At 35.3% G+C, this 24,597-nt stretch carries 22 protein-coding genes; 13 read left to right on the top strand and 9 right to left on the bottom strand.

Going from position 1 to position 24,597, the window contains the following annotated elements; translation table 11 throughout:
- Window positions 1-148 precede the first annotated feature (148 nt).
- Complete coding sequence (locus Q0093_RS04075; RefSeq protein ID WP_009317027.1) at window positions 149-748, top strand: recombinase family protein; 600 nt, start codon at window positions 149-151, stop codon at window positions 746-748.
- 29 nt (window positions 749-777) lie between these two features.
- Here the strand turns inward: Q0093_RS04075 and Q0093_RS04070 are convergent, their stop codons facing one another.
- Entirely contained in the window at window positions 778-3,249 is a 2,472-nt protein-coding gene (locus Q0093_RS04070; protein ID WP_297928534.1) for a Smr/MutS family protein, read from the bottom strand.
- A 130-nt stretch (window positions 3,250-3,379) separates the two neighbouring features.
- Here Q0093_RS04070 and Q0093_RS04065 point away from each other — a divergent pair, with 130 nt between their 5' ends.
- The 7 genes from Q0093_RS04065 to Q0093_RS04035 all read left to right on the top strand — a co-directional run bounded on the left by Q0093_RS04065 (window position 3,380) and on the right by Q0093_RS04035 (window position 10,515).
- Window positions 3,380-3,742, top strand: coding sequence for a hypothetical protein (locus tag Q0093_RS04065; protein ID WP_297928533.1), 363 nt, complete (start codon window positions 3,380-3,382; stop codon window positions 3,740-3,742).
- A gap of 290 nt (window positions 3,743-4,032) precedes the next feature.
- Window positions 4,033-4,365, top strand: coding sequence for a 6-carboxytetrahydropterin synthase (locus tag Q0093_RS04060; protein WP_294177474.1), 333 nt, complete (start codon window positions 4,033-4,035; stop codon window positions 4,363-4,365).
- The gene (locus Q0093_RS04055; RefSeq protein ID WP_297928532.1) at window positions 4,352-4,906 is read left to right on the top strand and encodes a radical SAM protein; all 555 of its coding nucleotides are present in this window, start codon (window positions 4,352-4,354) and stop codon (window positions 4,904-4,906) included. The genes Q0093_RS04060 and Q0093_RS04055 overlap by 14 nt, the downstream gene beginning before the upstream one ends.
- 133 nt (window positions 4,907-5,039) lie before the next feature.
- Window positions 5,040-6,740 carry a glutamine--tRNA ligase/YqeY domain fusion protein gene (locus Q0093_RS04050; protein WP_294177476.1) on the top strand — a complete coding sequence of 567 codons (1,701 nt, stop codon included), beginning with the start codon at window positions 5,040-5,042 and terminating at the stop codon, window positions 6,738-6,740.
- A 79-nt stretch (window positions 6,741-6,819) separates the two neighbouring features.
- Complete coding sequence (locus tag Q0093_RS04045; RefSeq protein WP_297928531.1) at window positions 6,820-8,223, top strand: tetratricopeptide repeat protein; 1,404 nt, start codon at window positions 6,820-6,822, stop codon at window positions 8,221-8,223.
- Between the two features lie 9 nt (window positions 8,224-8,232).
- Window positions 8,233-9,168: a DUF368 domain-containing protein gene (locus Q0093_RS04040; protein ID WP_294177478.1), complete on the top strand. Its 936-nt coding sequence runs from the start codon at window positions 8,233-8,235 to the stop codon at window positions 9,166-9,168.
- A 141-nt stretch (window positions 9,169-9,309) separates the two neighbouring features.
- Entirely contained in the window at window positions 9,310-10,515 is a 1,206-nt protein-coding gene (locus tag Q0093_RS04035) for an SAM-dependent methyltransferase (RefSeq protein ID WP_297928530.1), read from the top strand.
- Here Q0093_RS04035 and smpB read toward each other — a convergent pair.
- Both smpB and Q0093_RS04025 read right to left on the bottom strand, forming a co-directional pair.
- On the bottom strand, window positions 10,505-10,957 hold the full coding sequence (gene smpB, locus Q0093_RS04030; protein ID WP_294177480.1) for an SsrA-binding protein: 453 nt from the start codon (window positions 10,955-10,957) through the stop codon (window positions 10,505-10,507). The two genes, Q0093_RS04035 and smpB, sit on opposite strands and share 11 nt — an antisense overlap.
- 12 nt (window positions 10,958-10,969) lie before the next feature.
- Window positions 10,970-11,533: a YIP1 family protein gene (locus tag Q0093_RS04025; RefSeq protein ID WP_294177481.1), complete on the bottom strand. Its 564-nt coding sequence runs from the start codon at window positions 11,531-11,533 to the stop codon at window positions 10,970-10,972.
- 201 nt (window positions 11,534-11,734) lie between these two features.
- Between Q0093_RS04025 and Q0093_RS04020 the strand changes: the two genes are divergently transcribed.
- Both Q0093_RS04020 and Q0093_RS04015 read left to right on the top strand, forming a co-directional pair.
- Window positions 11,735-12,934 (top strand): pyridoxal phosphate-dependent aminotransferase, encoded by a 1,200-nt coding sequence (locus Q0093_RS04020; RefSeq protein ID WP_297928529.1) that lies wholly within the window; start codon window positions 11,735-11,737, stop codon window positions 12,932-12,934.
- Complete coding sequence (locus Q0093_RS04015) at window positions 12,931-14,175, top strand: FtsX-like permease family protein (RefSeq protein WP_297928528.1); 1,245 nt, start codon at window positions 12,931-12,933, stop codon at window positions 14,173-14,175. Before Q0093_RS04020 ends, Q0093_RS04015 begins: the two co-directional genes overlap by 4 nt.
- Before the next feature lie 227 nt (window positions 14,176-14,402).
- Here Q0093_RS04015 and Q0093_RS04010 read toward each other — a convergent pair whose 3' ends face one another.
- Window positions 14,403-15,506 (bottom strand): TlpA disulfide reductase family protein, encoded by a 1,104-nt coding sequence (locus tag Q0093_RS04010; protein ID WP_297928527.1) that lies wholly within the window; start codon window positions 15,504-15,506, stop codon window positions 14,403-14,405.
- 212 nt (window positions 15,507-15,718) lie between these two features.
- On the opposite strand from Q0093_RS04010, the gene Q0093_RS04005 reads away from it, so the two are divergent.
- Entirely contained in the window at window positions 15,719-17,230 is a 1,512-nt protein-coding gene (locus tag Q0093_RS04005) for an IS1182 family transposase (RefSeq protein ID WP_297928526.1), read from the top strand.
- A gap of 169 nt (window positions 17,231-17,399) precedes the next feature.
- Here Q0093_RS04005 and Q0093_RS04000 read toward each other — a convergent pair whose 3' ends face one another.
- Together Q0093_RS04000 and nikR are read right to left on the bottom strand one after the other, a co-directional pair.
- Window positions 17,400-19,283, bottom strand: a complete 1,884-nt coding sequence (locus Q0093_RS04000; RefSeq protein WP_297928525.1) for a TonB-dependent receptor — start codon at window positions 19,281-19,283, stop codon at window positions 17,400-17,402.
- Between the two features lie 73 nt (window positions 19,284-19,356).
- A complete protein-coding gene (gene nikR / locus Q0093_RS03995; protein ID WP_297928524.1) occupies window positions 19,357-19,758 on the bottom strand; it encodes a nickel-responsive transcriptional regulator NikR in 402 nt (133 codons plus the stop codon).
- Window positions 19,759-19,899: 141 nt separating this feature from the next.
- Between nikR and Q0093_RS03990 the strand changes: the two genes are divergently transcribed.
- Entirely contained in the window at window positions 19,900-20,478 is a 579-nt protein-coding gene (locus tag Q0093_RS03990) for a hypothetical protein (protein ID WP_297928523.1), read from the top strand.
- Window position 20,479: 1 nt separating this feature from the next.
- Here the strand turns inward: Q0093_RS03990 and Q0093_RS03985 are convergent, their stop codons facing one another.
- Window positions 20,480-20,974 carry a metallophosphoesterase family protein gene (locus tag Q0093_RS03985; protein ID WP_297928522.1) on the bottom strand — a complete coding sequence of 165 codons (495 nt, stop codon included), beginning with the start codon at window positions 20,972-20,974 and terminating at the stop codon, window positions 20,480-20,482.
- A 191-nt stretch (window positions 20,975-21,165) separates the two neighbouring features.
- Here Q0093_RS03985 and Q0093_RS03980 point away from each other — a divergent pair, with 191 nt between their 5' ends.
- Window positions 21,166-22,488, top strand: a complete 1,323-nt coding sequence (locus tag Q0093_RS03980) for a PhoH family protein (RefSeq protein ID WP_297928521.1) — start codon at window positions 21,166-21,168, stop codon at window positions 22,486-22,488.
- A gap of 115 nt (window positions 22,489-22,603) precedes the next feature.
- On the opposite strand, the gene groL is transcribed toward Q0093_RS03980, so the two are convergent.
- Window positions 22,604-24,238 carry a chaperonin GroEL gene (gene groL, locus Q0093_RS03975; RefSeq protein WP_297928520.1) on the bottom strand — a complete coding sequence of 545 codons (1,635 nt, stop codon included), beginning with the start codon at window positions 24,236-24,238 and terminating at the stop codon, window positions 22,604-22,606.
- Between the two features lie 31 nt (window positions 24,239-24,269).
- A complete protein-coding gene (locus Q0093_RS03970; protein ID WP_122337526.1) occupies window positions 24,270-24,539 on the bottom strand; it encodes a co-chaperone GroES in 270 nt (89 codons plus the stop codon).
- Window positions 24,540-24,597 lie beyond the last annotated feature (58 nt).

The raw sequence follows: 24,597 nt of genomic DNA, 5'->3' as shown, positions 1-24,597 counted from the left end.
TTTCTTATGTTTTCATCAAATAAATACTATTTTTGTAAAATATGACCGACAATTTGTCGGTCTTTATTCTACAGATAGAACATATTATCTCTAAATCACACATGTTTATAGCTTATTTTAAAGTGCGTATAGTGAAAAGTATAGAAAAATGGTAGTGGCATATTTACGAGTTAGTACCGGAAAACAACATCTGAAAAATCAATGCGAAGAAATTAAGAAATACGCCATAAAAAAGAATTTGTCGGTAGACAAATGGTACACAGAGGTCGCCAGTGGGAAAAAAAAGGGTAGTGATCGAAAATTAGGGACCTTATTAAGACGGTTAACCAAAGGTGATATTCTGATCGTCACAGAGTTATCCCGGCTAAGCCGGACTCTGCTGGAGATCATGTCTATCTTAAATCAATGTATTCGCAAAGAAGTTGTTGTTTATAGTGTAAAAGATGGTTATGCTTTTGATAACAATATCAATAGCAAAGTGTTGGGTTTTGCATTCGGCCTTGTTGCAGAAATAGAGCATAATTTGATTTCTGCTCGAACGAGAGAAGCTTTAGCGTTACGGAAATCAGAAGGTGTTGTGTTAGGACGCAGACAAGGATGCTCTCCCAAGATGAAATTATTGAAACACAAACGGGATGAAATTGTCGATCTGAGAGCTCAAGGAGTATCTGTCAGGAAAATAGCTGAAAAATATGGAGTATCCAGATCTACATTATATGTTTTTGTGAAAGACGAAGGCATTTATTAAATCCCTAATAAACCGGTTGTCATCTGGATTTATTCCAGATCGACAACTGTTATTCCTGCACCACCAAATTGTACGTGTTCGTCTTGAAAATGTTTCACACCCGGAACAGTTCTAAGATATTGACGCACAAGTTGGCGTAATATTCCTGTACCTGTACCATGCAAAATCCTGACTTTAGAACATCCGACAAGAATGGCATCATCGATAAAATAGGTAACCGCTTGTATCGCTTCATCACCGCGCAATCCTCGAATATCTATATCTTGCTTAAAATTTAATTTTTTCTCTCGCATATCATCTGCAGTCTGTTCACCGACAAATGTCGCTTTTATATTTTTCTCCCGTTTTATCTGATTTTTACTTACCTTTTCAAGTTGATCGATCTTAACAGTTGATTTCAACATTCCGAATGCGATCACTACATTTTTCCCTTGAATCTCCATTACCTCACCGATAGAAGCTTGACCTCTTACTTTGACCGCATCACCGACTACTATAACATTGGTATCGAATGCAATATTCTCATTATTAGCAAATGTTTTATTTCTTTTATACTTTTCTTTTATTTTCTGTATTTTCCGACTGATTTTATCATCTATTATCGTTTCTGCCGTTATAGACTTTTTGAATTTTTCCAGATCTTTCCGAATCTCCTTTGTCTTTTCTTTTTCAGCCTGAGCTTCTTTTATAGAACGTATTGTGTTTTCAATACGAGCATTTGCTTCAGATAAAATATTTTCTGCATTTTTTCTTGCTTCAGACAAGATATCTTTTCTTTGTTTCTCTATGTTCTTTATATCGTTTTCATAACGAGCGGTAATCTCTTCTAAGCGTTTCTCCTGTAACCGTACATTTTGTCTTTTATTTTCCCAGTACCGTTTATCCCGAACTATATCTTGCAGATATTTGTCCATATTGATATAATCAGAGCCGACTTTAGAAGATGCATCTGCAATCACATCTTCCGGCAAGCCGATCTTTCGGGCAATTTCTATAGCAAAAGAACTTCCAGGATTTCCGATCGACAACTTAAATAGAGGTTGCATTAAATGTCGATCATAAAGCATAGCTCCATTTATTATACCGGGGGTATCTTCAGCAAAATGCTTCAAATTCTGATAATGAGTCGTAATAACGCCAAATGAATTTTTCTTGTTGAATCGATCTAACAAGGCTTCTGCTATCGCTCCACCGATTTGAGGTTCTGTGCCACCCCCAAATTCGTCAATCAACAATATTGTACGGTTATCACAATTTCGGACAAAAAATTTCATATTTGTCAAATGAGAACTATAAGTACTTAAATCATTCTCGATCGACTGTTCATCTCCAATATCGATAAATATATTATCGAAGATTCCTGTTCGTGAATTTTCATAAATCGGAATCAAAAGTCCACATTGTAACATATACTGCAATAATCCCACAGTCTTTAAACAGACCGATTTCCCTCCAGCATTAGGTCCCGATATCAAAAGAATTTTGTTTTTATGATCTAAAGTTATATCTAACGGAACGATTTGCTTTTGTTGCTTTTGAAGTGACAAGAATAATAAAGGGTGTATAGCGTGATACCAATCTATCTGCTGGCAATCTTCGAATATAGGCAATAAACCGTTAATTTGAATCGAAAATAGAGCCTTAGCCCGAATAAAGTCAATATCAGCAAGAAACTCGTATGAATAGAATATATCTTCGGTGTGAGGCCGCAGTTCATCAGTAAAAGTGGTTAAAATACGAATAATTTCTCTTCGCTCGTCACTTTCAAGTTCACGAATACGATTATTTGCTTCAACCACTTCTGCCGGTTCTATAAACACTGTTTTTCCACTTGCCGATTCATCGTGAACAATGCCTTTGATCTTTCTTTTATAAGCAGGGATAACAGGAATAACCAGCCGTCCGTCCCTCATTGTCGGTGTCACATCTTTATCGACTACACCTTCACTTTGAGCGATTCTCAAAATAGAACTAAGACTTTTAGATATACCCGATAAAGTTGTCGCTATTTCATTACGAATACGTTGTAGATCAGCGGAGGCATTATCTTTTATATGCCCGAATTTATCTAATATCTGATCGATTCTTATAATAATTTGTGGGAAAACCGTTACATCTCCTGCCAACTTCTGAAGATATGGATAAGGGGTATTCTCTTCAGTTTCTTCGTTCCGAAAGAAATAAACAATTCCTTTTATAGTTTCGAGCGATCGACGTAAATCGAATAACTCGGATTCATCCAAAAAAGTCCCTTCCACCCGTATCCGTTTAAGTGCCGGACGGACATCAAAAAAATAATTTGCAGGAAATTCGTCTTCCTCTTGGAGAATATGAACAAACTCTTCAGTTTCGTGAAGCTTCCTAACAATAATATCATAATCATTTATAAATGCCATTTTTTTTGCACGATCTATGCCGAGCGTACTTAAACATTTATTTTCTATATGTTGGCGGATCTTATCAAATCCTATTTTTTGCTCAAAATTATGTGGATATATCACTTGAAAATTCATTAAAATTAGTAGCCATGCAAAGATATAAAATATGCTCGGGATTATAAAATGAGTAATTATTGAACAAAAAAACGTGTTAGACTGTATTACAATAAATATAAAACAAAAATCAATAATTATGGAAGTTGTAAATGAAGCATTCAACACTGTACGACAATTATTAAAATCTACAGTTCCTCCTTGTACTGCAACAATAGACAATCCTGAACACTATGAAGTTCGGTCAATAAATCCGGAACATTCTAAGAATATACTGCTCGGTTATGTAAGCAAACATGCCGATAGCATAACCGTAGGATTTAACGATAAATTAGGTAAAAACAATATGGAGCAACTTTTTTCAAAATACCTGCTACAAAAAATGAATGAGCACAAACGTATTCATATTCATGAAATGAATCATCAATTACATGCAGACTTACAAGAAGCCATCAATCATCTAATGCGTTATTATAACGAAAAGAACTGGAATCTGCCATAATAAATAGCAAAGGTACTGTCTAATTACAAACATTTTTTGAGAACTGTTTTTTAGTTCCGATAAGAAATGTGGCGGATTACGTGATATTATAGGAGACGGGAAAACAGACCGAAAAAAGATTCAAGAGGTTAGAATATATAATTTTATCAGAAAATTTAGACTCTAAAAAATGACAGACTCCTTTTGCATTTATTTAAGCCCTGTATTACACCGGGCTTTTTTAATATTTCATGGCTTTCATATTTCCGATTTATCTGTTACTTTTGGCATGAATTTTAGAAAAAGAAACTATGTATATAGTCAAAAAAACATTAGAAATATCGGCATCCCATCACTTAAACCTATCTTATGAAAGTAAATGTTCTTTTTTACATGGACATAACTGGATTATCTCGATCTCTTGTCGTGCAGAAACATTGAATCAAGATGGTATGGTTACAGATTTCTCATTAATCAAAAAACTCATACACGAAAAATTAGACCATAAAAATTTGAATGAAGTTTTACCATTTAATCCTACAGCCGAAAACATCGCTCGTTGGGTATGTGATCAGATTCCTTTTTGCTTTCGGGTAGAGGTACAAGAATCCGAAGGAAATATTGCTATTTATGAAAAAGATTAATGAAATATTTTATAGTATTCAAGGAGAAGGATACTATACGGGAGTACCGGCTATTTTTATTCGTTTTTCCGGATGTAATTTAAATTGCGAATTTTGTGATACTGATCATTTTTCTGGTAAAATAATGTCTGATGAAGAAATTATCGATACTGTACGAAAATTTCCGACAAAGCATATTGTCTTGACCGGAGGAGAACCATCGATGCAATTAGATGACCGTTTTCTTTCACTTTTAAAAGCTCAGGGATTTTATTTGCAAATAGAAACAAATGGAACTTTAACACAAGGATTCGATGCCGTTACTCGCTGGTGCGATTGGATCACTTGCAGTCCCAAAAAAGATTGCGTCCGTAAACAGATGGATGAACTAAAAGTCGTTTATTTAAACCAAGATATGAGCATTTATGATCAATACTCGTGTAGATATAAAATGTTGCAACCTTGTTCTATGCAAAATACAGAAGATGTCATTGAATATATCAAAAAAAATCCGGAGTGGAGACTGAGCCTGCAAACACATAAATATTTACACATTCGATGATCGAATATATTTATAGAAAAATCAATAATGGCAGATATTATTACACTTAATTAATTATATTTGCATTTCATAAAAAGCCTGTTTAAGATTTTACGCAGGTCAATTACGACAATACTCAGTAACTTATAAGAATATGACACAGATAGAGAACAATGAAGAGGAAAAGAAAAGCCTGAATTTTATTGAAGCCGCTATTGAAGCAGATCTGACGGCAGGAAAAAACGGAGGACGATTAAACACTCGTTTCCCACCGGAGCCTAACGGTTATTTGCATATAGGCCATGCAAAAGCCATTTGTATGGACTTCGGTGTCGCTGAAAAATTCGGAGGAACTTGTAATCTTCGTTTCGATGATACTAATCCTGTCAAAGAAGATGTTGAGTATGTAGATTCAATTAAAGAAGATATACATTGGTTGGGATTCGATTGGGGAAATCGGCTCTATTATGCATCAGATTATTTCCCGAAGTTATGGGATCTGGCACTTCGTCTGATTAAAGAGGGAAAGGCTTATGTCGATGAACAATCTGCTGAGGAAATAGCGAAACAAAAAGGCTCACCTACACAGCCGGGTACACCAAGTCCTTACAGAGATCGTCCTATTGAGGAAAATATAGATTTATTTGAACGAATGAATAGGGGTGAATTTGAGGAAGGCGCTATGGTATTACGAGCAAAAATAGATATGGCTTCTCCCAATATGCACATGAGAGACCCCATTATGTACAGGATCATTAAACACCCGCATCATCGTACAGGAAACACTTGGAATGCATATCCGATGTATGATTTTGCTCATGGTCAATCAGATTATTTCGAAGGAGTGACACACTCTATCTGTACATTAGAATTTGAAGTCCACAGACCATTATACGACTGGTTTGTAGATCAGTTGGCAGATGAAACCTATCGTCCCAGACAAATGGAATTTAATCGGCTTAATCTGACCTATACAGTAATGAGTAAACGTAAATTGTTACAATTAGTACAGGAAAAATTAGTATCGGGGTGGGATGATCCCCGTATGCCGACCATTTGTGGATTACGTCGTCGAGGATACACTCCTCGATCGATACGAAATTTCATCGACAAAATCGGATATACCAAATACGATGGACTTATCAGTGTATCTTTGCTTGAACATAGTATCCGCGAAGATTTAAATAAAACAGCCAATCGAGTATCGGCAGTTTTAAATCCGGTAAAACTTATTATTACAAATTATCCGGATAATCAGGTGGAATATATGAAGGCGGAGAATAATCCAGAGGATGAATCCGCTGGTTTCCATGAAATTCCGTTTACCCGTGAATTATATATTGAACGGGATGATTTTATGGAGAACCCTCCGAAAAAATTTTTCCGTATGACACCCGGACAAGAAGTTCGGTTAAAATCTGCCTATATCGTAAAATGTACAGGTTGCAAAAAAAATGAGAATGGAGAAATTGAGGAGATATATTGTGAGTATGATCCGTTAACCAAAAGTGGAATGCCAGAAAGCGGACGAAAAGTTAAAGGTACTCTGCATTGGGTTTCCGTAGAACATAGCAAGCCTGCAGAAATAAGACTTTATGATCGCTTATTTTGTGTAGAAAATCCGGCAGAAGAAAAAGAGAAAGATTTCAGGGAATTACTAAATCCTGAATCTTTAAAAGTATTGGATAATTGTCGGATAGAACCTTATTTATTTGAAAATGCAAAACCGGGGGACAGATTCCAATTTCAACGTACAGGATATTTTTGTGTGGACAAAGATTCTAAACCGGATAAACTGATTTTTAATCGTACTGTATCGTTAAAAGATAGCTGGGAAAAAATAAAAGGGAAATAATATAGAAATAATAAATACTGAGGCTGTTGAATTTCTCTGATAAAAGAAATTCAACAGCCTGATTTTTAGAAACAAATACATGTCTGAAGATAAACGTCCTGAGTTATTGATCCGATATGAACAGATGATAAAAGATCATGCGAACTACTATTTTGATGCAGATGATCTGGAAGAGATTGCATATCAGTATGAAATACGAGATCTTTATCAAAAAGCATTGGAAGTAATAGAGCGCGGTATGTCCATGCATCCGGGAAGCATGAGTTTAGGAATTAAAAGAGCCAAATATCTTTTATGTCTCGATTGCGTAGAGGAAGCTGAAAAACAAATTTATTCTATACCTCACGACTCGGTAGATGCTGTTTTGATTTGTGCAGAATTGAGTTTTATTCAAGCAAATGGAGATAAGGCTATTTCTCTGCTGAACAGTTTGTTATCTTCAGATGAAATATCTGTCGATCTTTGTTTCGACATTATTGATATGTATTTGGATTTCGGATATATAGATGAACTAAAAGATTTTATTTTTGCAGCAGACAAAGTATTGGTGAACGGGAGTGAGGTATTAAGAGAATTGGCGCTCATCTATGAAGATCGTCAAGAATATGACCTCGCATTGTCTGTATATGATATTTTGCTCGATAGAGATCCTTATTCCTATGTCGATTGGTTTAACACGGCCAAAATACATGCCTTAAAAAAAGACTATGATAAAGCTGTTGATGCTTGTGATTTTGCCCTGACGGCCAAAGAAGGGGATGAAACCATTCTTTCCTTTAAAGGATATTGTCTATATGACAATGAAAATTATGCTCAGGCAATAGAAGTATTTAAAGAGTTATTAGGTGTAATTGAAGACAAGTCTATGACTTATGAATTAATTGCCGAATGTTATACTAAACTAGAAAAAAATGAAGATGCTATCCGATATTTGGATAAAGCATTATCATATACCCCTGATAATGCTAATTTATACTATCAACAGGCATCTAATTACTATGATTTAGGTGATATTTCTAACGCAATTCAATGCTTACGAAAAAGTATTGAATTAGAGCCTGAAGATGCTGATGCATTAGCTTTTCTCGGAGAAATATATGTTGAAATAAAAGAATTTACAAAAGCCCGAATAGCTTTAGAACAATCGGTAAAACTGAATTCGGAAAATCAAGATGCACTCACTCTTTTAGGAGATTTGGCCTCTCAAAATACCGATTACAATACAGCAATATCATATTATGATCGAGCTTTGTCTATTGATATTTATAATGTGAAATTAACTTTTAAGTTAATCCTCGCTCATTTTAATTCTGGTAATCAGGAAAAAGCCGTCGATATGATCAAACAATTAGATGAAACGACATTACAAGTTGATGACATTGAAAATATATCTGAAGAAAACCGTAAAGAACTAGAACAAACTAGAGAAATAATCGATAAATTAAAAACGATTCTAAAGAAAAGTTTAAACGAAGAATTATAACTTAGTAATATGAGAAGAAGCATTAAAGATTATGTAATACTGACTTTAAAAGGGATGGGAATGGGCGCTGCAGACGTCGTACCCGGAGTATCAGGCGGTACTATTGCTTTTATTGTGGGGATATACGAAGAATTGATTAATTCCATAAAAAGCGTTGATATTAAAACTTTAAAATTTCTTTTTACATTTAAATTGAAAAGTTTTTGGAATAATATTAATGGAAACTTTTTACTTTCTGTAATATTAGGCATTCTCATAAGTGTTTTTTCTTTGGCTAAACTTATAACTTTTCTATTAGATGACTATCCGGTATTAGTATGGGCTTTCTTTTTCGGTTTAGTTATTGCATCTACATATTTTGTTTCCAAAAGAATTCAAGTTTGGGATTGGAAGCGTTGGCTCTCTTTTATTATAGGAGTAGGGATCGCGTATTATATAACAATCGCAACTCCATCTCAAACACCAGAAAATCTGTCATTTATATTTTTATGCGGGGCTATTGCCATATGTGCAATGATATTACCCGGAATTTCGGGTAGTTTCATTCTATTGTTATTAGGTAAATATGAGTTTATTATGAATGCGGTAAAATCATTAGATATTACAATTATTATTGTTTTTGCCTGCGGTGCAGCTATAGGATTGGTGCTGTTTTCCAACATTTTATCTTATTTATTACGTAAGTTTCATGACATAACAATTGCTATATTGACAGGTTTTATGTTGGGATCATTAAATAAAGTCTGGCCATGGAAAAGAACATTAGAGACATTTGTAGATAGTCATGGGACTATTAAACCCTTAGTCGAACAAAATATCTTGCCGAATGTGTATATCTGGCAGGCAGTATTTCTTATGATTGTAGGTTTTTTGCTCGTTTATATTATCGAAAAAATGTCGGGAAATACAAACTCTGATAAACAATCTAATGATTCTTTTGATTAAAGGAAATTCTTTGTAAATAGGGTATTAAGGTAAAAGTACACTTTTTCTATTTAACATAATACAAATTATATAACAAATACAAGTTTGTTTTTGAAACAATAAAATCATATCTTTGTTAAAAATTAGCTGCTCATATAATACATGGAAATCTCAGATAATTTATTTGATTTTATAGAAAAGTATTCACAAGAAAATCCGATAAAACTCAGATTAAAGAGATTTGAAAACTTGAATTTTGATCTCTCTTTTGCTATTGATCAAATAGAATCCAGACAAAAAATTAAAAATAAATTACCTCTTTGGAATCAAAACAAGAAGTTATTATTTCCATCTGTTTTATCTGCAGAACAAGCATCATCTGAAATTACCGCCAAATATAAACAGGATATTATAGGATCGAGATATAAATCAATATGTGATTTGACTGGAGGATTAGGTGTAGATTCATACTATTTTGCCGCTTCAGCAGAAAAAGTCACTTATGTAGAACGTTATCCGTTATACTGTAATGTGGCAAAGTATAACTTTAGTATATTACAAAAAAACAATATTCAAATAGTTTGTTCGGATAGCTTAAAATTCATTCTCGGATGTAATATAAAATTCGACGCGTTTTACATTGATCCAGCTAGACGTAATTCGGAAAATAAAAGGTTATACGACTTACGTGATTGTGAACCAAACATAATAGAATTGCAGGACATTCTATTGGAAAAAGCTCCGGTAATTTTATTAAAGGCATCTCCTATGATTGATATTAGTCGAGCTATACAAGATCTGAAATTTGTTAAGGAAGTATATGTTATCTCTGTAAAGAATGAATGTAAAGAATTATTTTTTGTCATTAACAATCATTTTATAGAAGGAGAAATCTCTATTAACTGTGTTAATTTGAATCCTGTAAAACAACCTGATAATTATATATTTACATTAAAGGATGAAAAAAATATTTCTCTGTTACAACCTATAACGTCTGTCCGATCCTATTTATATGAACCTAATTCTTCTATTCTAAAAGCTGGGGCATTCAAATCTGTAGCCATCTCATTTTCTATATCTAAAATGCATAAAAACAGCCACTTATATACATCCGATAAATTTGTAGCGAATTTTCCCGGTCGTGTCTTTATCGTAAAAGAAATTATGCCTTTTTCAGGTAAGGCTTTAAAGAAACTTTTCGCACAATACCCTTCTGCGAATATTACAGTTCGAAATTTTCCAATGACAGCAGAAGAGTTGCGACGAAAGTCTAAAATAAAAGACGGAGGAAATATCTATATATTCGCCACGACATTATGCCCGGATAAAAAGATCTTCATTATTTGTGAGAAAATTATTAACGTTTAAATGCCCGATCCATTTGACGTTTATCTTCCCTTTCCTTTATCGACTCTCGCTTATCATATACTTTTTTACCTTTTGCAACGGCAATAATAATTTTTGCAAGACCTTTATCATTGATATATATTTTCGTAGGAATTACAGAAAAACCGGACTCTTTAGATAAACGTTGTATCTTTTGTAGTTCTTTTTTCGTCAATAATAACTTTCTATCCCTTCTTGCTTGATGATTGTTATAAGTTCCGTAAAAATATTCTGCAATATACATATTCTTAACCCATAACTCTCCATTATTGAAGAAACAAAATGTATCTACCAAACTAGCTTTCCCAAGACGAATCGATTTTATCTCCGTTCCGGTAAGCACTATTCCTGCTTGATATGTATCGAGCAACTCATAATCAAAAGAAGCTCTTTTATTTTTTATGTTGATCTGTGGTAATTTCATATTTTTATACATTTAGTTTCCTAATCCCGGCATCAAAATGAACATAAACCGTTCAATAATATCCGGAGAAAATATAAGAATCAGCGATGATAAAACGACAAATATCAAACGCTTATTTTCGTTGATATCCATATAGTACTTAGATCCCTCCCATATAACATAAATGATGTACAGAGGTGCAAATCGTAAAAAAGAAAACATCCCCATAAACAAATTAAGAAAAATCGTTATCAACATATAGACACTTAAAGTGTAACCGACAAATAATTGTACTTGTTTGGGATTTTTTTCTCTATCAAAAAATTTCTGTAATAATTCGTCTATCAAAAAAGATGCAATATAAAATCCTATGAAAAACTTGACAAAATCGATTGTCATCAGTTTTAGCGCTTTTTCTAATGTAAATTGGTCACTGAACAAATTTACAAAAACCGAAAGAGCCGTAATTCCCATAATCGGATATAAATATCCGTTTAAAAAAGCTGTCGGACTTTCTTCCTTAGAAGATATGTTCTGCCACGCTTTACTTGGGGCAACGACCAAAGCGAACAAATTGGATACGATATTCTTAAACATTATTTTTCCTCTTCGTTAAGTGGACACAAAAATAATAATAATGCCAATACTTATTGCTGAATTGTTTGAAAGATTTATTGTGAAACGTCAATTTGCCGCATTATCCTCTGCATTTGTTTGCTTAATAACACAAAGAATAATAAATTTGTAGCGAGAATAAAACGATAAATTATAGAATATACGAGATTATACTACTAAAGTATGCCGAAAATATCTAACCGCGGTGAAATAATGCCCGCCTCCCCAATTCGAAAATTAGTTCCGTTAGCAAATAAAGCTAAACAAAAAGGAATAAAAGTATATCATTTAAATATAGGACAACCGGATTTACCGACTCCGGAAATAGGGTTGGATGCCGCACGGCATTTAGATCGTAAAATTTTAGAATACAGCCCAAGCGAAGGAATTCTCAGCTTCCGTGAGAAACTCGTCGAATACTATGCCAAATTTAATATTCAGGTAAATGCCGATGATATTATCATTACTACAGGAGGTTCAGAAGCGGTTTTGTTCTCTTTTTTAGCTTGCCTTGATCCGGGAGATGAAATAATTGTTCCCGAACCTGCGTATGCAAACTATATGGCATTTGCGATTTCAGCGGGGGCGACAATAAAAACCCTTCCCTCTTCTATAGAGGAAGGTTTTGCATTACCTGCAGTAGATAAATTTGAAGCCTTGATTACAGAACGAACTCGAGGAATACTGATTTGTAACCCTAATAATCCGACAGGTTATTTATATACACAAAAAGAGATGAATCAAATAAGAGATTTGGTAAAAAAATATGATTTATTTCTCTTTTCCGATGAAGTATATAGAGAATTTTGCTATACCGGAGCACCTTATATTTCTGCTTTTCATTTGAAGGGAATCGAAGATCATGTCGTATTGATTGATTCTGTATCAAAACGATATAGCGAATGCGGAATTCGTATAGGTGCTTTAATAACCAAACATAAAGAGCTGAAAAAGAACGTAATGAAGTTTTGTCAGGCACGTTTAAGTCCCCCCCTTATCGGACAATTAATTGCCGAAGCATCTCTTGGTGCTCCGTCAGACTATTTGTTGGATACATATAACGAATATGTAGAACGTCGTAAATTTCTTATAGACGGGATTAATCGTATTCCCGGTTGTTATTCTCCGATTCCTATGGGTGCATTTTATACAATGGCAAAGTTACCGGTCGATGATGCGGATAAATTTTGCGCTTGGTGTCTTGAACATTTTGAGTATGAAGGGCAAACCGTGTTTATGGCTCCTGGATCTGGATTTTATACGACTCCGGGATTAGGTAAAAATGAAGTTCGGTTAGCGTATGTCTTGAAAAAAGAAGATTTAGCGAATGCTTTGATTGTATTAAGTAAAGCATTGGAAGCTTATCCTGGTAGAACTATATGAATTTAGAGCTATTTATAGCAAAAAAAATACATTTCAATAAAGACGGAAGAAAAAAAGTTTCTCCTCCGGCTATTCGTATAGCAACCTTGGGTGTAGCCTTAGGATTGGCCATAATGATTGTATCTGTAGCTATTGTCATAGGTTTTAAACATGAGGTCAGCGGTAAAGTAATAGGGTTCAGCTCACATATCCAAATCAGCGGTTTTTCAAATAATTCATCTTTTGAAACATTGCCTATCGGCGTTTCCGATAGTTTACAAACCGCATTAAGACAAAATCCTGAAATTTTATACATTGAAAATTTCGCTACTAAGCCGGGTATATTAAAGACCGATAATGAATTTTTAGGGATAGCACTTAAGGGTGTAGATAAAAATTATGATTGGTCTTTTTTTGAAAAGAATCTTTTGGTAGGCGTCCCTCCTCACCTCTCCGACTCGGCCATTTCAAATGAAATATTAATATCACATTATATTGCAAACAAACTACATTTAGAAGCCGGAGATCAAATACTTTGTTATTTTATAGAAGATAACATCAGAGCCAGAAAATTTAAGATAACAGGAATATATCAGACCAATTTTACCGAATACGATAAACTCTTTATTATCGGAGATGTTCGTCATGTTCAAAAACTTAATAGATGGGAAACTGACCAATTTAGTGGTATTGAAGTGAAATTACGAGATTTTTCAAAATTAGATGAAATAACCGAAAATCTCTATTTCGATTTAATGAATTGTACAGACCGATATGGGGAACACTATTTTGTTCGTTCTGTCCGAGAATTGAACCCGCAGTTATTCAATTGGCTGGATTTGCTGGACATGAATGTATGGGTAATTCTTATTTTAATGGCTATTGTTGCCGGTTTTACGATGATTTCGGGCTTATTAATTATTATTTTGGAACGAACTAACATGATCGGCATATTAAAAGCCTTAGGGGCAACCAATTATTCTATCCGTAAAGTCTTTATTTATATTTCGACCTTCTTAGTCGGAAAAGGAATGATATGGGGTAATATAATAGGGATACTATTATGCCTGCTACAAGCTCATTTCAAACTTATCAAATTAGATCCTGATGTGTATTATATTCCGGCAGTTCCTATCGAATTGAATTTTGGATATATACTCATTCTGAATATCAGCTGCCTGGTGATTTCTTTGTTAATGCTTATCGGCCCTTCTTACCTGGTCTCTCTCATACGACCGGCAAAATCGATTAAATTTGAATGAGAGAATTTCCTTAAAACTAAAGGCCTGTCTAAATTTTCCAACAAAAAAGTATTATCAGGTCATCTTTGTGTTTTCTTCCGATCTTTTTCCCGTTTTCTCTCGTCAGATAGTTCGCTATCTTCCTCGTAAAAACAACCAAACATCCTCGAAAGAAAATCTCAAACCTGATCCGAGTAAAATTTATACTCTTAGAAGCACAATAACAGAATTATTTAATAAGCCCAGAATCAATCAAATAATTCTTTTAATTTTTCTTTCAAACGATTAGAATCTGTTTCTTTTGCGGCAATACTTCCATCCGGATTTAACAGGAGGATATAAGGTATTTTATTAATTTCGTAAGCTTTGGCGGCATCACTCTCCCACCCTTTAAGATCTGATAAATGTGGACAAGCTAAATTATGTTGTTCTATATTTTCTATCCAAGATAAAGAATCTGTGTCTAAAGACACTCCAACAATATCAATACCTTTATATTTATATTTTTTATGTATCTCTATTAGATTTTTCATTTCTATTCGGCTTGATGGAGATATAGATGCCCAAAAAGCTACAATCAAAAATTTTCCTCGTCCGGCATATTCAGATAAAGATTTTTTTCTTCCTCGAACATCTTGAGAATCAAAATTTTTAAACATTTTTCCTATAGCTACATTATTCAATCGTCTGATTCTTTCGGAAATAACTCTTATATCCGGTTGATTTTTAAATGTAGATCCGGCTTTTTGCAAAATATTTTCAATATCTTTATCCGTTAATCTATTCCGGTTTAAATTAAAAATATAAGCGCCTAATATATTATTCAGATTCTGCCCTATAACCTTCTTAATAAATTCCAGATTTGCTTTTTCCTCAGAGTTATACTCTTCGTATATTTGCTTCTCGGTCTCTTTATTTATCGTACTGTCAGCTATCATTTTTTTATATTGTATTTCTATACGAGTAAGCTGCTTTCCATACCTGTCCATAGACCTTTGAAATGAAAAAAGAGAATCATTCAATGCTGTTCCTGTCGCTTTAGAATCTGATTTTGTAATTTGAACATTTATCGTTCCATTTTCTAATATAAACGTTACCGGCACATATTCCGGTAACAAAAGATCTTCCCTAAAACGTAAATAACAAACTGTCGGAGCATCTTGAACGCCCTTTAAATAGAACTTATTTTCCTCTACTAATGTACTATCTATGTTCGTAAGCTCATTTCCGTCCACTTTAGAAAGATATATAATCTTTCCATTAAATCGGGGATTATAAACTTCTCCGTTCAATTCATAAGAGTCCGGAATATTACTACTGCACCCGCCTAAAATAAAGCCAATGCCAGTCATAAATAATATAATTCGGTACATCACTCTAAAGATTCATTTAAATGTACAAAAATAATCAATTAATTAAAAAGAGGCTGTCTCAAATAAAGTTTGAGATGGCCTTTTTTGTACCTGCAAAAAAATCGGGCAAGCCCAAACTTCGCTCAGCCGGAACTTGCCCGTCTCCCTAATTTTTTGTATCTTAGGGAATCAAGTAAGATATCCCAAAGATAATGTTTAAAAGTTACACATCCAACGATAATCTGCTTTTACCTCCGTGTTTAGGCGATTTTATTCCCCAAAACGATCCGGTCAGGGTTGTTCACCGTATCATTGAGCAGATAAACCTTGAAGAACTTTACCGTAAGTATTCCCCCAAAGGCTGTTCTGCGTACCACCCGCGCATGATGCTTGAGATTCTTGTCTATGCCTATCTGCGTAATATCTATTCCAGCCGCCGCATAGAGGAGTTCTGTCGCAATGACATCCGCTTCATGTGGCTTACCGGCAACCTGACTCCTGATCATAACACCATCAACCGTTTCCGCAGCAGCCGGCTGAAGGATGTGCTGAAGACAATATTTGCCACCATTGTAAAGATCCTCGTGTCGGAAGGTTTTGTAAGTCTGGATGTGGCTTTCACTGATGGAACAAAAATGGAGGCGAACGCCAACCGTTACACTTTTGTCTGGGGCAAGTCCATACATACCCGCATATCCAGAATCGCGGAGCAGCTTGAGGAGATATGGCAGTACGCCGAGTCCGTCACCAAGCAGGAACTGCGTGATTCCGCTCCCCTCACATATCAGGATATCACCCCGGAAAAAGTGGAAAAGGCACTGGAGTGGATACATGAAGCTCTGGAGGGTACGGATGCTGACAGGAAAGTGAAAGCCAAGGTACGGCGTGTAAGGAAGTCATGGCCTGAACAGCTGAAGAAATATGAATCCCAAGGGAAGATTCTTGACGGGCGCAACAGCTACTCCAAGACAGACCCTGACGCCACGTTCATGCGGATGAAAGAGGACCACATGAAGAACGGGCAACTCAAGCCCGGATATAACCCGCAGATCAGTACCAACAGACAGTTCATTCTGAACTATACCCTCCATCCATGTGCCGGTGATACCTCCACCTATCCCCTGCATATGGAGGACTTCCATTCCCTTTACGGCAGATACCCCGCTGTATCTGTCTGTGATGCCGGATACGGAAGCGAGGAGAACTATCTGTACGCCTTCAGACATGGCATTGAAACCTTTATAAAGTACAATTGTTTTCATAAGGAACAGAAGAGGAACTTCCGGAACGATCCGTTTCTGTCCGCCAACTTTTATTATAATGAAGAGACCGATGGCATGTACTGTCCGATGGGGCAGAGAATGGAAAGACTCTCCGATGCAAGGCGGGTAACAGACAACGGTTTTGTGCAGACCATATCACGATACAGGGCACGTAACTGTAAGGGCTGCCCGCTAAGATGCCGGTGCCACAGCGGCCGCTCGGAAAGGATTGTACAGGTAAACCACCGTCTGAGGAAAATCAGGGAAAGGGAACGTGAAAAGCTGATCTCTGATGAAAGTCTGAAATATCGCAGTCAGCGGCCGCAGGATGTGGAGGCTGTATTTGGAAACCTCAAGAACAACAAGCACTTCAAGAGGTTCCATCTTCGTGGGCTAAAGAAAGTTGAAATTGAGTTCGGCCTGCTGGCCATAGCACACAATCTTGCAAAAGCAGCCTCTTAGGTGGCTTATGGCTACGAAAAAAGCAGTTTGAAAGGATGAAACCTTCAAAACTAAGTTTGTAAACTTCTCTTTTGGGAAAATACAAATGACTTCAATTGGAAATGAAACAACAGAGGCCATCTCAAGTTTATTTTGAGACAGCCTCTTGATCCTTAGTTTCGGTAAAAATTTAAAATTTAAAATCGAATCCTCCCATTGCTATAGCACCCGGCATCGGATATCCGTCATTAATGGTATATTTCGTATTTGTCAAATTTTCTCCTTTTATAAACAACATAATATTCTGTTTTTTATCTCCTATTTTATAGGCAATACGTCCATTCAGAAGAGTATAATCTTCGCTCTTCATTAAATTACTGACATATAAACCGAATATCGACTGCATATTTAATGTTACACTCAAATTTTTCCACGTATATAAGCCTTCTAAAAACCATTTATGTTTAGGAGCAGCAACAATCTCCTTGTTGGTGTGTAAAAAGCTATAATTTGTAGAAAAGCGCAGATTTCGTAAAACCTGAATATCTGCATCCAATTCAATACCCTTATTATAAAACTTTCCGACATTCTCAAGCTGCCCTGACTGTGGATCAACTTGAATCATATTTTTTCCATCGATATAAAATGCCGTTACTTCTGCATGTATCCGATTGTTCCAAAAATATTGTCCGATAGACACCTCGTAATTCAACATGCTCTCTGGATTCAAATCTGCATTCGCTTTATTTCCAGGTCCGAATGTAATATAAAGTTCTCGCATATTAGGACTACGAAACCCCTTCGAAAAAGAAGCTTTAATAGAATTTCCGAAAAAAGGTCTCCATGTAAATCCTGCCTGCGGTACCCATTCACTACCGTATGTGCTGTTATGTTCGTAGCGAACTCCTGCATTTAGAGTGAATTGATTCCAGAATTCTTGTTGCATTATCGCATATCCGGCCAATTCATGTACGCTTTTATCTGCAATAATGTCTTTTCTTTCTCCTGAAAAAAATGCATTCCACGCGTTTCCACCCCAATTCTTATAATCAACTCCTAATGTAAATTGATTGTTCGGAATAATAAAAAATGATTCATACGCCTGTACACCGTAATTGAAGTCTGTTGAATGAAACAAATAATCTTTTGCCGCTTCATCCGCTTCATGGCCATCGTTAATTTTATGATTTCCCCAACTATAAAAAGCCCTTATTGCTCCGGAATATTTCTGATATTTGTTTTCAACTCCCACAGATGCGATTCCACGCCATATATGCATCCAACCGTCTAATAACGGCTCGGTATCCTTTCCGGGATTCCTTAAATCGTAATATGCAGCACTAATATCTCCGACAACACTATAATGAGAAGAAATATCATAGCCGATTTTTATGAATCCGTTCGTAATATTAAATTTCGAATTATTGCGATGTCCATCCGTACGATCATGATTCAGGGAAATAAAACTGTTAAATTTTCCCGACCTCACGCCATTATTGATCATGTATTTCTGGGTATTATAAGAACCGTACATCGCTCTCGCATGAGTACTGACTCCTTCTTCATGTTGACTTCGGGTGATTATATTCACAACCCCTCCCATTGCATTAGATCCGTATAGAAGCGATCCCGGCCCGCGTATCACCTCTACTTTATCCACATCAGATGCAACATAAGTGTCAGGAAGACTATGTCCATAAATCCCTGCCCATTGAGGTTGCCCGTCAAATAGCATAAGCACTTTATTACCGCTTCCCACACCTCTTATATTTACCGTTCCGGCTGATCCCGTAGATACTCCGAAACCGGTAATTCCCCGCTGAGTGACAAATAATCCGGGTACTCTTTGAGATAAGACCGGAAGTAAAGCAGACTCACTACTACGCTCAATCTCTTGACGAGTGACTATAGAAACAGACAAAGGAGTATTGTTTTTGTTCACTTTCGTTTTTGTCGCAGTGACAACAACTTCTTGTATATCCAACGTATCTTTTACCGACGGTCCTGCATGAGTAGAAAAAACAATACAAAATAAAAATACAACTGAATAAATGTGTCGAATACCTTTTTTCATCTTTATCCTTTTTAGTTTTATTACTTGAGTGACACGTTTTCTTATTATCGTGTTACCATAAATTCAAAAAAAATTAATCAGCCCTGCTCATAACAAGCTTTCCATGTTTTATCCCCTTTATTGCGATCAGCCTGTCCGAAAGTTCGGTCAACTTATAAGCTTCTCCGGTTACCGTTGCAATATGAAGGCAAAAATTACTATTGAGGTAATATTGAGAAGATGACAAAATAACCTGCTGATATGCTTGTTGTATTTCCTCAATTCTTACAGAAATATCTTTCTTACTCTGATCATACATAATAATGATTGTTCCGGCTACAACATGATTACATAGCCATTTAGTCTCCGCAATATTTTTTTCAACCAAAAATCTAATTGCCTGAGACCTATTTGTAAAACCGTTATTAACAACAAATAAATCAAGAGACTCTAATAAATTTTCATCCAAAGAAACTCCGAAACGTTTTAATCCCATATCATCCTCCGTTATTTAGGCAAAAATACACTCATTTATTGAATTTAAAACATAAAACAGCTTTATAATAAAAAGTGTTCACATAAATTAGAAAAACTTTTTTTTATAGTTTTTGTTATTAAGCATATACAGAAACCTAATATGAATAAATATTTCTCTATTTCATATCAACAGCAACACCCGGAACAAGCGACAATTGACCAAAATTGCAGTAATGAATTTCTTGGTTTAGGCTTCAAAGAAATTTGTGTTTATTTACAGAGAATTGAGCATGATACGTTTCCTCCGAATTCATCTCCGAATGGTTTTATTAATATATTTTGGGGTTATAATCCTGAAAAATTACCATTGACCGACCTTATTAACAATTTAGAAAATATAAAAAACAACCTCTCCACATCTCAAGAAATAGAAAATCAAGTAAAAGTCCATGACTTCGTTTTAGACGATATAATTCGGAATATCGATAAAATAATACTGAATATAAAGGAAAACGGTATTGACAAAACATTCGATAAATATAGCAAAGAAATAGACTTTATTCTGAAAACCGGTGAAAATACAATCATACAAAACAATGTAAATATTCAAACCTTTGCTCTATCGTTTATCGATATACAAGAGATCTTGCAAAAAATTTATAATCAAATTTCTCCGAAAATAAAAAAAGAATTTGCTTATGATATAGACTTCATCTATCTGACATGTATGAAAAAATAAATTATTTTTCTCCTAATTCTATCACCTCCAAATCTTTAAACATTTTATTATCAATCGTGAAACGTACCAATGTCCTCTTCTTATGGAAACCATATTTACCGGCAGCTCCCGGATTTATATGTAAAAGCTTTAAAGTTTTATCATATAAAACCTTTAGTATGTGAGAATGTCCGGATATAAATAAATCCGGAGGATTTCTATAAATTTCGGGGATAACTTCTCTGTCATACTTTCCGGGATATCCGCCAATATGAGTCATCCATATATCTGCACCTTCTACAATAAAACGAAGATGTTTCGGAAACACAGCACGTATATCTTGTCCGTCAATATTACCGTAAACTGCACGGAACGGTTTAAATGATTGAAACTTATCGACAATTTCCATAGATCCTATATCTCCGGCATGCCATATTTCATCACATTCTGAAAAATATTTAATATATCTCTCATCCCAATAAGCATGTGTATCAGATAATAATCCTATTCTTTTCATATTTTCCGATATAATCCGGCACAAACATACATAAACTTTTCCTTATTTCACATTTTCTGTTCCAAAAGCTGGTTTCACAATAGTGTTAAGCTATTTTAATCCAAAAAGAAAGTTTTTTTCTAAATGAATGATTATATTTGAGAAAGACAAAATGTCTTTATTCAAAATATTAACTATTAAAACATGCTATTATGAGTGCCAAAAAAAATTTTGTGTTAGATACGAATGTTATTCTGCACGATTACAAATGCTTGTTTAATTTTCAAGATAATGACATTTTCATTCCCATAGTTGTTTTAGAAGAATTAGACAAATTCAAAAAAGGAAACGACCAAATTAATTTCAATGCTCGAGAATTTGTTCGAGAGTTAGACGAGATTACAGATAATCATTTGTTTACAGAAGGCGCATTATTAGGCCCTGATTTAGGACGATTGTCCATCGTTGTCAATAGTACATATCCTGAAAAAGTAAAATCGGTATTTCCAGAAAAGAAACCTGATCATCTTATCCTGGCAGCAACATTGATAGTAAGAGAAAATCACCCTGACAAAAAGACTATTCTGGTAACTAAAGACATAAATTTACGGATGAAAGCCCGTGCTATAGGTATTGAAACTGAAGACTATATCAATGATAAAGTCAAAAATATCGATATTTTCGAATCAGAGCATAGGGTATTGGACAACGTCTCTCCAGAAATTATCGATACTATTTATAAATCTAAAGATGGTATTCCGGCCACAGAAATATCGAATGAACCGTTTAAGTCGAACGAATGTTTCGTTTTAGAAAGTGGAACTTCTTCTGTCCTTGCCCGCTATGTTTCCGAAAGCGGTAAAGTCCGTAAAGTTGTTAAAGAAAAGAATTTCGGCATAGAACCACGTAATGCAGAACAAACCTTTGCTTTTGATTTACTAAATGATCCTGAAGTCAAACTCTTAGCTTTAACGGGAAAAGCCGGAACTGGGAAAACGCTATTAGCTTTAGCCGGAGCTTTACGACAAAACAAATTGTATAAACAAATTTTATTAGCTCGTCCTATTGTAGCTTTGGCTAATAAAGATTTGGGATATTTACCCGGAGATGAAAAACAAAAAATAGCTCCTTACATGCAGCCTCTATTCGATAATTTAAATGTCATTAAACATCAATTTTCTCTTGAAAGCAGCGATTACAGAGTTTTACAAGATATGCAGGAAAAAGGAACATTGGTTATCGAGGCTTTGGCTTATATACGAGGACGAAGTCTTTCCGAGACATTTTGTATTATCGACGAAGCTCAAAACTTAACTCCTCATGAAATAAAAACCATTATAACCCGAGCCGGAGAAGGGACAAAAATGGTATTTACTGGAGATATACAACAGATCGATTCACCCTATTTAGACTCTCAATCTAACGGGTTAGTTTATATGATAGATAAGATGCAAGGACAAACGTTATTTGGTCATGTAAACTTAATTAAAGGAGAAAGAAGCCGTCTTTCCGAACTGGCAAGTAATTTGCTTTAATTATTTCTATTCTTTCAAAGCGTGTGTAAAAAAACAGACTCTTAAAAATAATAAGACAGGCCAAGAAATTTATTTCTTGGCCTGGTCTATTCAGATATTATATTCTAAGCAAGGATTACATCATACCTCCCATTCCGCCCATTCCCGGAGCTGGCATAGGTGCTGGATTTTCTTCCTTCTTATCTGCAATAACACATTCTGTAGTTAAGAACATTCCGGCAATCGATGCTGCATTTTCAAGAGCTACACGTGTAACCTTAGCTGGGTCAATAACACCTGCAGCAAAGAAATTTTCATACGTGTTCGTACGAGCATTATATCCGAAATCTCCTTTACCGTCTTTTACCTTCTGAACGACAACAGCTCCTTCTACACCGGCATTATCGACAATCTGGCGAAGCGGTTCTTCAATAGCCCGTTTAATGATCTCAATACCTGTAGTTTCATCATCATTATCGCCTTTCAGACCTTCAAGAGAAGGAATTGCGCGGATATAAGCGACACCACCACCAGGAACAATACCTTCAGCAATTGCAGCCCGAGTTGCGCTTAAAGCATCATCTACACGGTCTTTTTTCTCTTTCATTTCAACTTCTGAAGCCGCACCGATATATAAAACAGCAACACCGCCCGCAAGTTTTGCCAAACGTTCTTGTAGTTTTTCCCGATCATAATCCGAAGTTGTTTTTTCGATCTGAGCCTTGATCTGAGCTACCCGAGAAGCGATAGCATCTTTATTTCCCAAACCGTTTACAATAGTAGTATTTTCTTTATCAACTGTTACTTTTTCCGCACGACCTAACATATCGATCGTCGCACCGTCCAGTTTTAAACCTTTTTCTTCAGATATAACAACACCACCGGTCAATACAGCAATATCTTCAAGCATTTCTTTACGACGATCTCCAAATCCCGGAGCTTTAACGGCACATATCTTCAAAGAACCACGTAAACGATTTACAACTAAAGTTGCAAGAGCCTCACTATCAACATCTTCGGCAATGATTAATAAAGGACGTCCCGATTGTGCAGTTGCTTCCAGAATAGGCAGCATTTCTTTTAAAGAAGAAATTTTCTTATCAAAAATCAGGATATAAGGATTTTCCATTTCACACTCCATTTTTTCTGTATTCGTTACAAAATATGGAGAAATATATCCACGATCAAACTGCATACCTTCTACGATTTCTACCGTAGTATCAGTACCTTTAGCCTCTTCGACCGTAATTACACCTTCTTTTTTTACTTTTTTCATCGCTTCTGCAATCAACTGACCGATTTCGCTGTCATTATTAGCAGAAATACGAGCTACCGATTCGATCTTTTCGAAATCATCACCCACTTCCTCTGATTGAGCTTTAATACTTTCTACAACTTTAGCAACAGCTTTATCTATTCCTCGTTTCAAATCCATGGGATTAGCTCCTGCTGTTACATTTTTCAACCCTACATTAACAATAGATTGAGCTAAAACTGTTGCAGTAGTAGTACCGTCACCTGCATCATCTCCGGTTTTTGATGCTACCTCTTTCACCAACTGAGCTCCCATATTTTGAAATGAATCTTCCAACTCGATTTCCTTAGCTACTGATACACCGTCTTTAGTGATATGGGGAGCACCGAATTTTTTTTCAATAATTACATTACGACCTTTCGGGCCTAAAGTTACTTTTACCGCATTCGCCAAAGCGTCAACACCCTTTTTCAATTCATCGCGGGCATCGATATTGAATTTAATTTCTTTTGCCATGATTTGATTTCTTAAAATGAAACAATTTTAATTAGAGAATAGCTAAAATGTCAGACTGACGCATAATGAGGAATTTGTCATTATCCAGTTCGATCTCCGTACCGGCATATTTGCCATATAAAACATGATCACCCGGTTTAACAACCATTTCTTCATCTTTAGTACCGTTACCGACAGCGATAACTTCGCCTTTCAAAGGTTTTTCTTTCGCTGAATCAGGAATAATAATACCACCAACGGTTTTTTCTTCTGCAGGCGCTGGTTTAATCAAAACTCTGTCTGCTAAAGGTCTAATGTTCATTGTTATTATATTTTAGTTGTTAATAATTATCTTTCCGCTCCCCATTCATCGTTTGAGA

It is taken from the genome of uncultured Coprobacter sp., from assembly GCF_947855755.1.
GTDB lineage: Bacteria > Bacteroidota > Bacteroidia > Bacteroidales > Coprobacteraceae > Coprobacter.
This window is presented reverse-complemented; position numbering and strand designations above follow the sequence as displayed.

What these genes read in the sequence shown, in the direction of transcription:
- Q0093_RS04050 (WP_294177476.1), top strand. Translation starts at nt 5,040, where the DNA reads ATGACACAGATAGAGAACAATGAAGAGGAAAAGAAAAGCCTGAATTTT.
- Q0093_RS04020 (WP_297928529.1), top strand. Translation starts at nt 11,735, where the DNA reads ATGCCGAAAATATCTAACCGCGGTGAAATAATGCCCGCCTCCCCAATT.
- Q0093_RS04040 (WP_294177478.1), top strand. Translation starts at nt 8,233, where the DNA reads ATGAGAAGAAGCATTAAAGATTATGTAATACTGACTTTAAAAGGGATG.
- Q0093_RS04055 (WP_297928532.1), top strand. Translation starts at nt 4,352, where the DNA reads ATGAAAAAGATTAATGAAATATTTTATAGTATTCAAGGAGAAGGATAC.
- Q0093_RS04015 (WP_297928528.1), top strand. Translation starts at nt 12,931, where the DNA reads ATGAATTTAGAGCTATTTATAGCAAAAAAAATACATTTCAATAAAGAC.
- Q0093_RS04045 (WP_297928531.1), top strand. Translation starts at nt 6,820, where the DNA reads ATGTCTGAAGATAAACGTCCTGAGTTATTGATCCGATATGAACAGATG.
- Q0093_RS03990 (WP_297928523.1), top strand. Translation starts at nt 19,900, where the DNA reads ATGAATAAATATTTCTCTATTTCATATCAACAGCAACACCCGGAACAA.
- Q0093_RS04035 (WP_297928530.1), top strand. Translation starts at nt 9,310, where the DNA reads ATGGAAATCTCAGATAATTTATTTGATTTTATAGAAAAGTATTCACAA.
- Q0093_RS04005 (WP_297928526.1), top strand. Translation starts at nt 15,719, where the DNA reads ATGTTTAAAAGTTACACATCCAACGATAATCTGCTTTTACCTCCGTGT.
- groL (WP_297928520.1), bottom strand. Translation starts at nt 24,238, where the DNA reads ATGGCAAAAGAAATTAAATTCAATATCGATGCCCGCGATGAATTGAAA.
- nikR (WP_297928524.1), bottom strand. Translation starts at nt 19,758, where the DNA reads ATGGGATTAAAACGTTTCGGAGTTTCTTTGGATGAAAATTTATTAGAG.
- Q0093_RS04060 (WP_294177474.1), top strand. Translation starts at nt 4,033, where the DNA reads ATGTATATAGTCAAAAAAACATTAGAAATATCGGCATCCCATCACTTA.
- Q0093_RS04065 (WP_297928533.1), top strand. Translation starts at nt 3,380, where the DNA reads ATGGAAGTTGTAAATGAAGCATTCAACACTGTACGACAATTATTAAAA.
- Q0093_RS03970 (WP_122337526.1), bottom strand. Translation starts at nt 24,539, where the DNA reads ATGAACATTAGACCTTTAGCAGACAGAGTTTTGATTAAACCAGCGCCT.
- Q0093_RS04010 (WP_297928527.1), bottom strand. Translation starts at nt 15,506, where the DNA reads ATGACTGGCATTGGCTTTATTTTAGGCGGGTGCAGTAGTAATATTCCG.
- Q0093_RS03985 (WP_297928522.1), bottom strand. Translation starts at nt 20,974, where the DNA reads ATGAAAAGAATAGGATTATTATCTGATACACATGCTTATTGGGATGAG.
- Q0093_RS04025 (WP_294177481.1), bottom strand. Translation starts at nt 11,533, where the DNA reads ATGTTTAAGAATATCGTATCCAATTTGTTCGCTTTGGTCGTTGCCCCA.
- Q0093_RS03980 (WP_297928521.1), top strand. Translation starts at nt 21,166, where the DNA reads ATGAGTGCCAAAAAAAATTTTGTGTTAGATACGAATGTTATTCTGCAC.
- smpB (WP_294177480.1), bottom strand. Translation starts at nt 10,957, where the DNA reads ATGAAATTACCACAGATCAACATAAAAAATAAAAGAGCTTCTTTTGAT.
- Q0093_RS04000 (WP_297928525.1), bottom strand. Translation starts at nt 19,283, where the DNA reads ATGAAAAAAGGTATTCGACACATTTATTCAGTTGTATTTTTATTTTGT.
- Q0093_RS04075 (WP_009317027.1), top strand. Translation starts at nt 149, where the DNA reads ATGGTAGTGGCATATTTACGAGTTAGTACCGGAAAACAACATCTGAAA.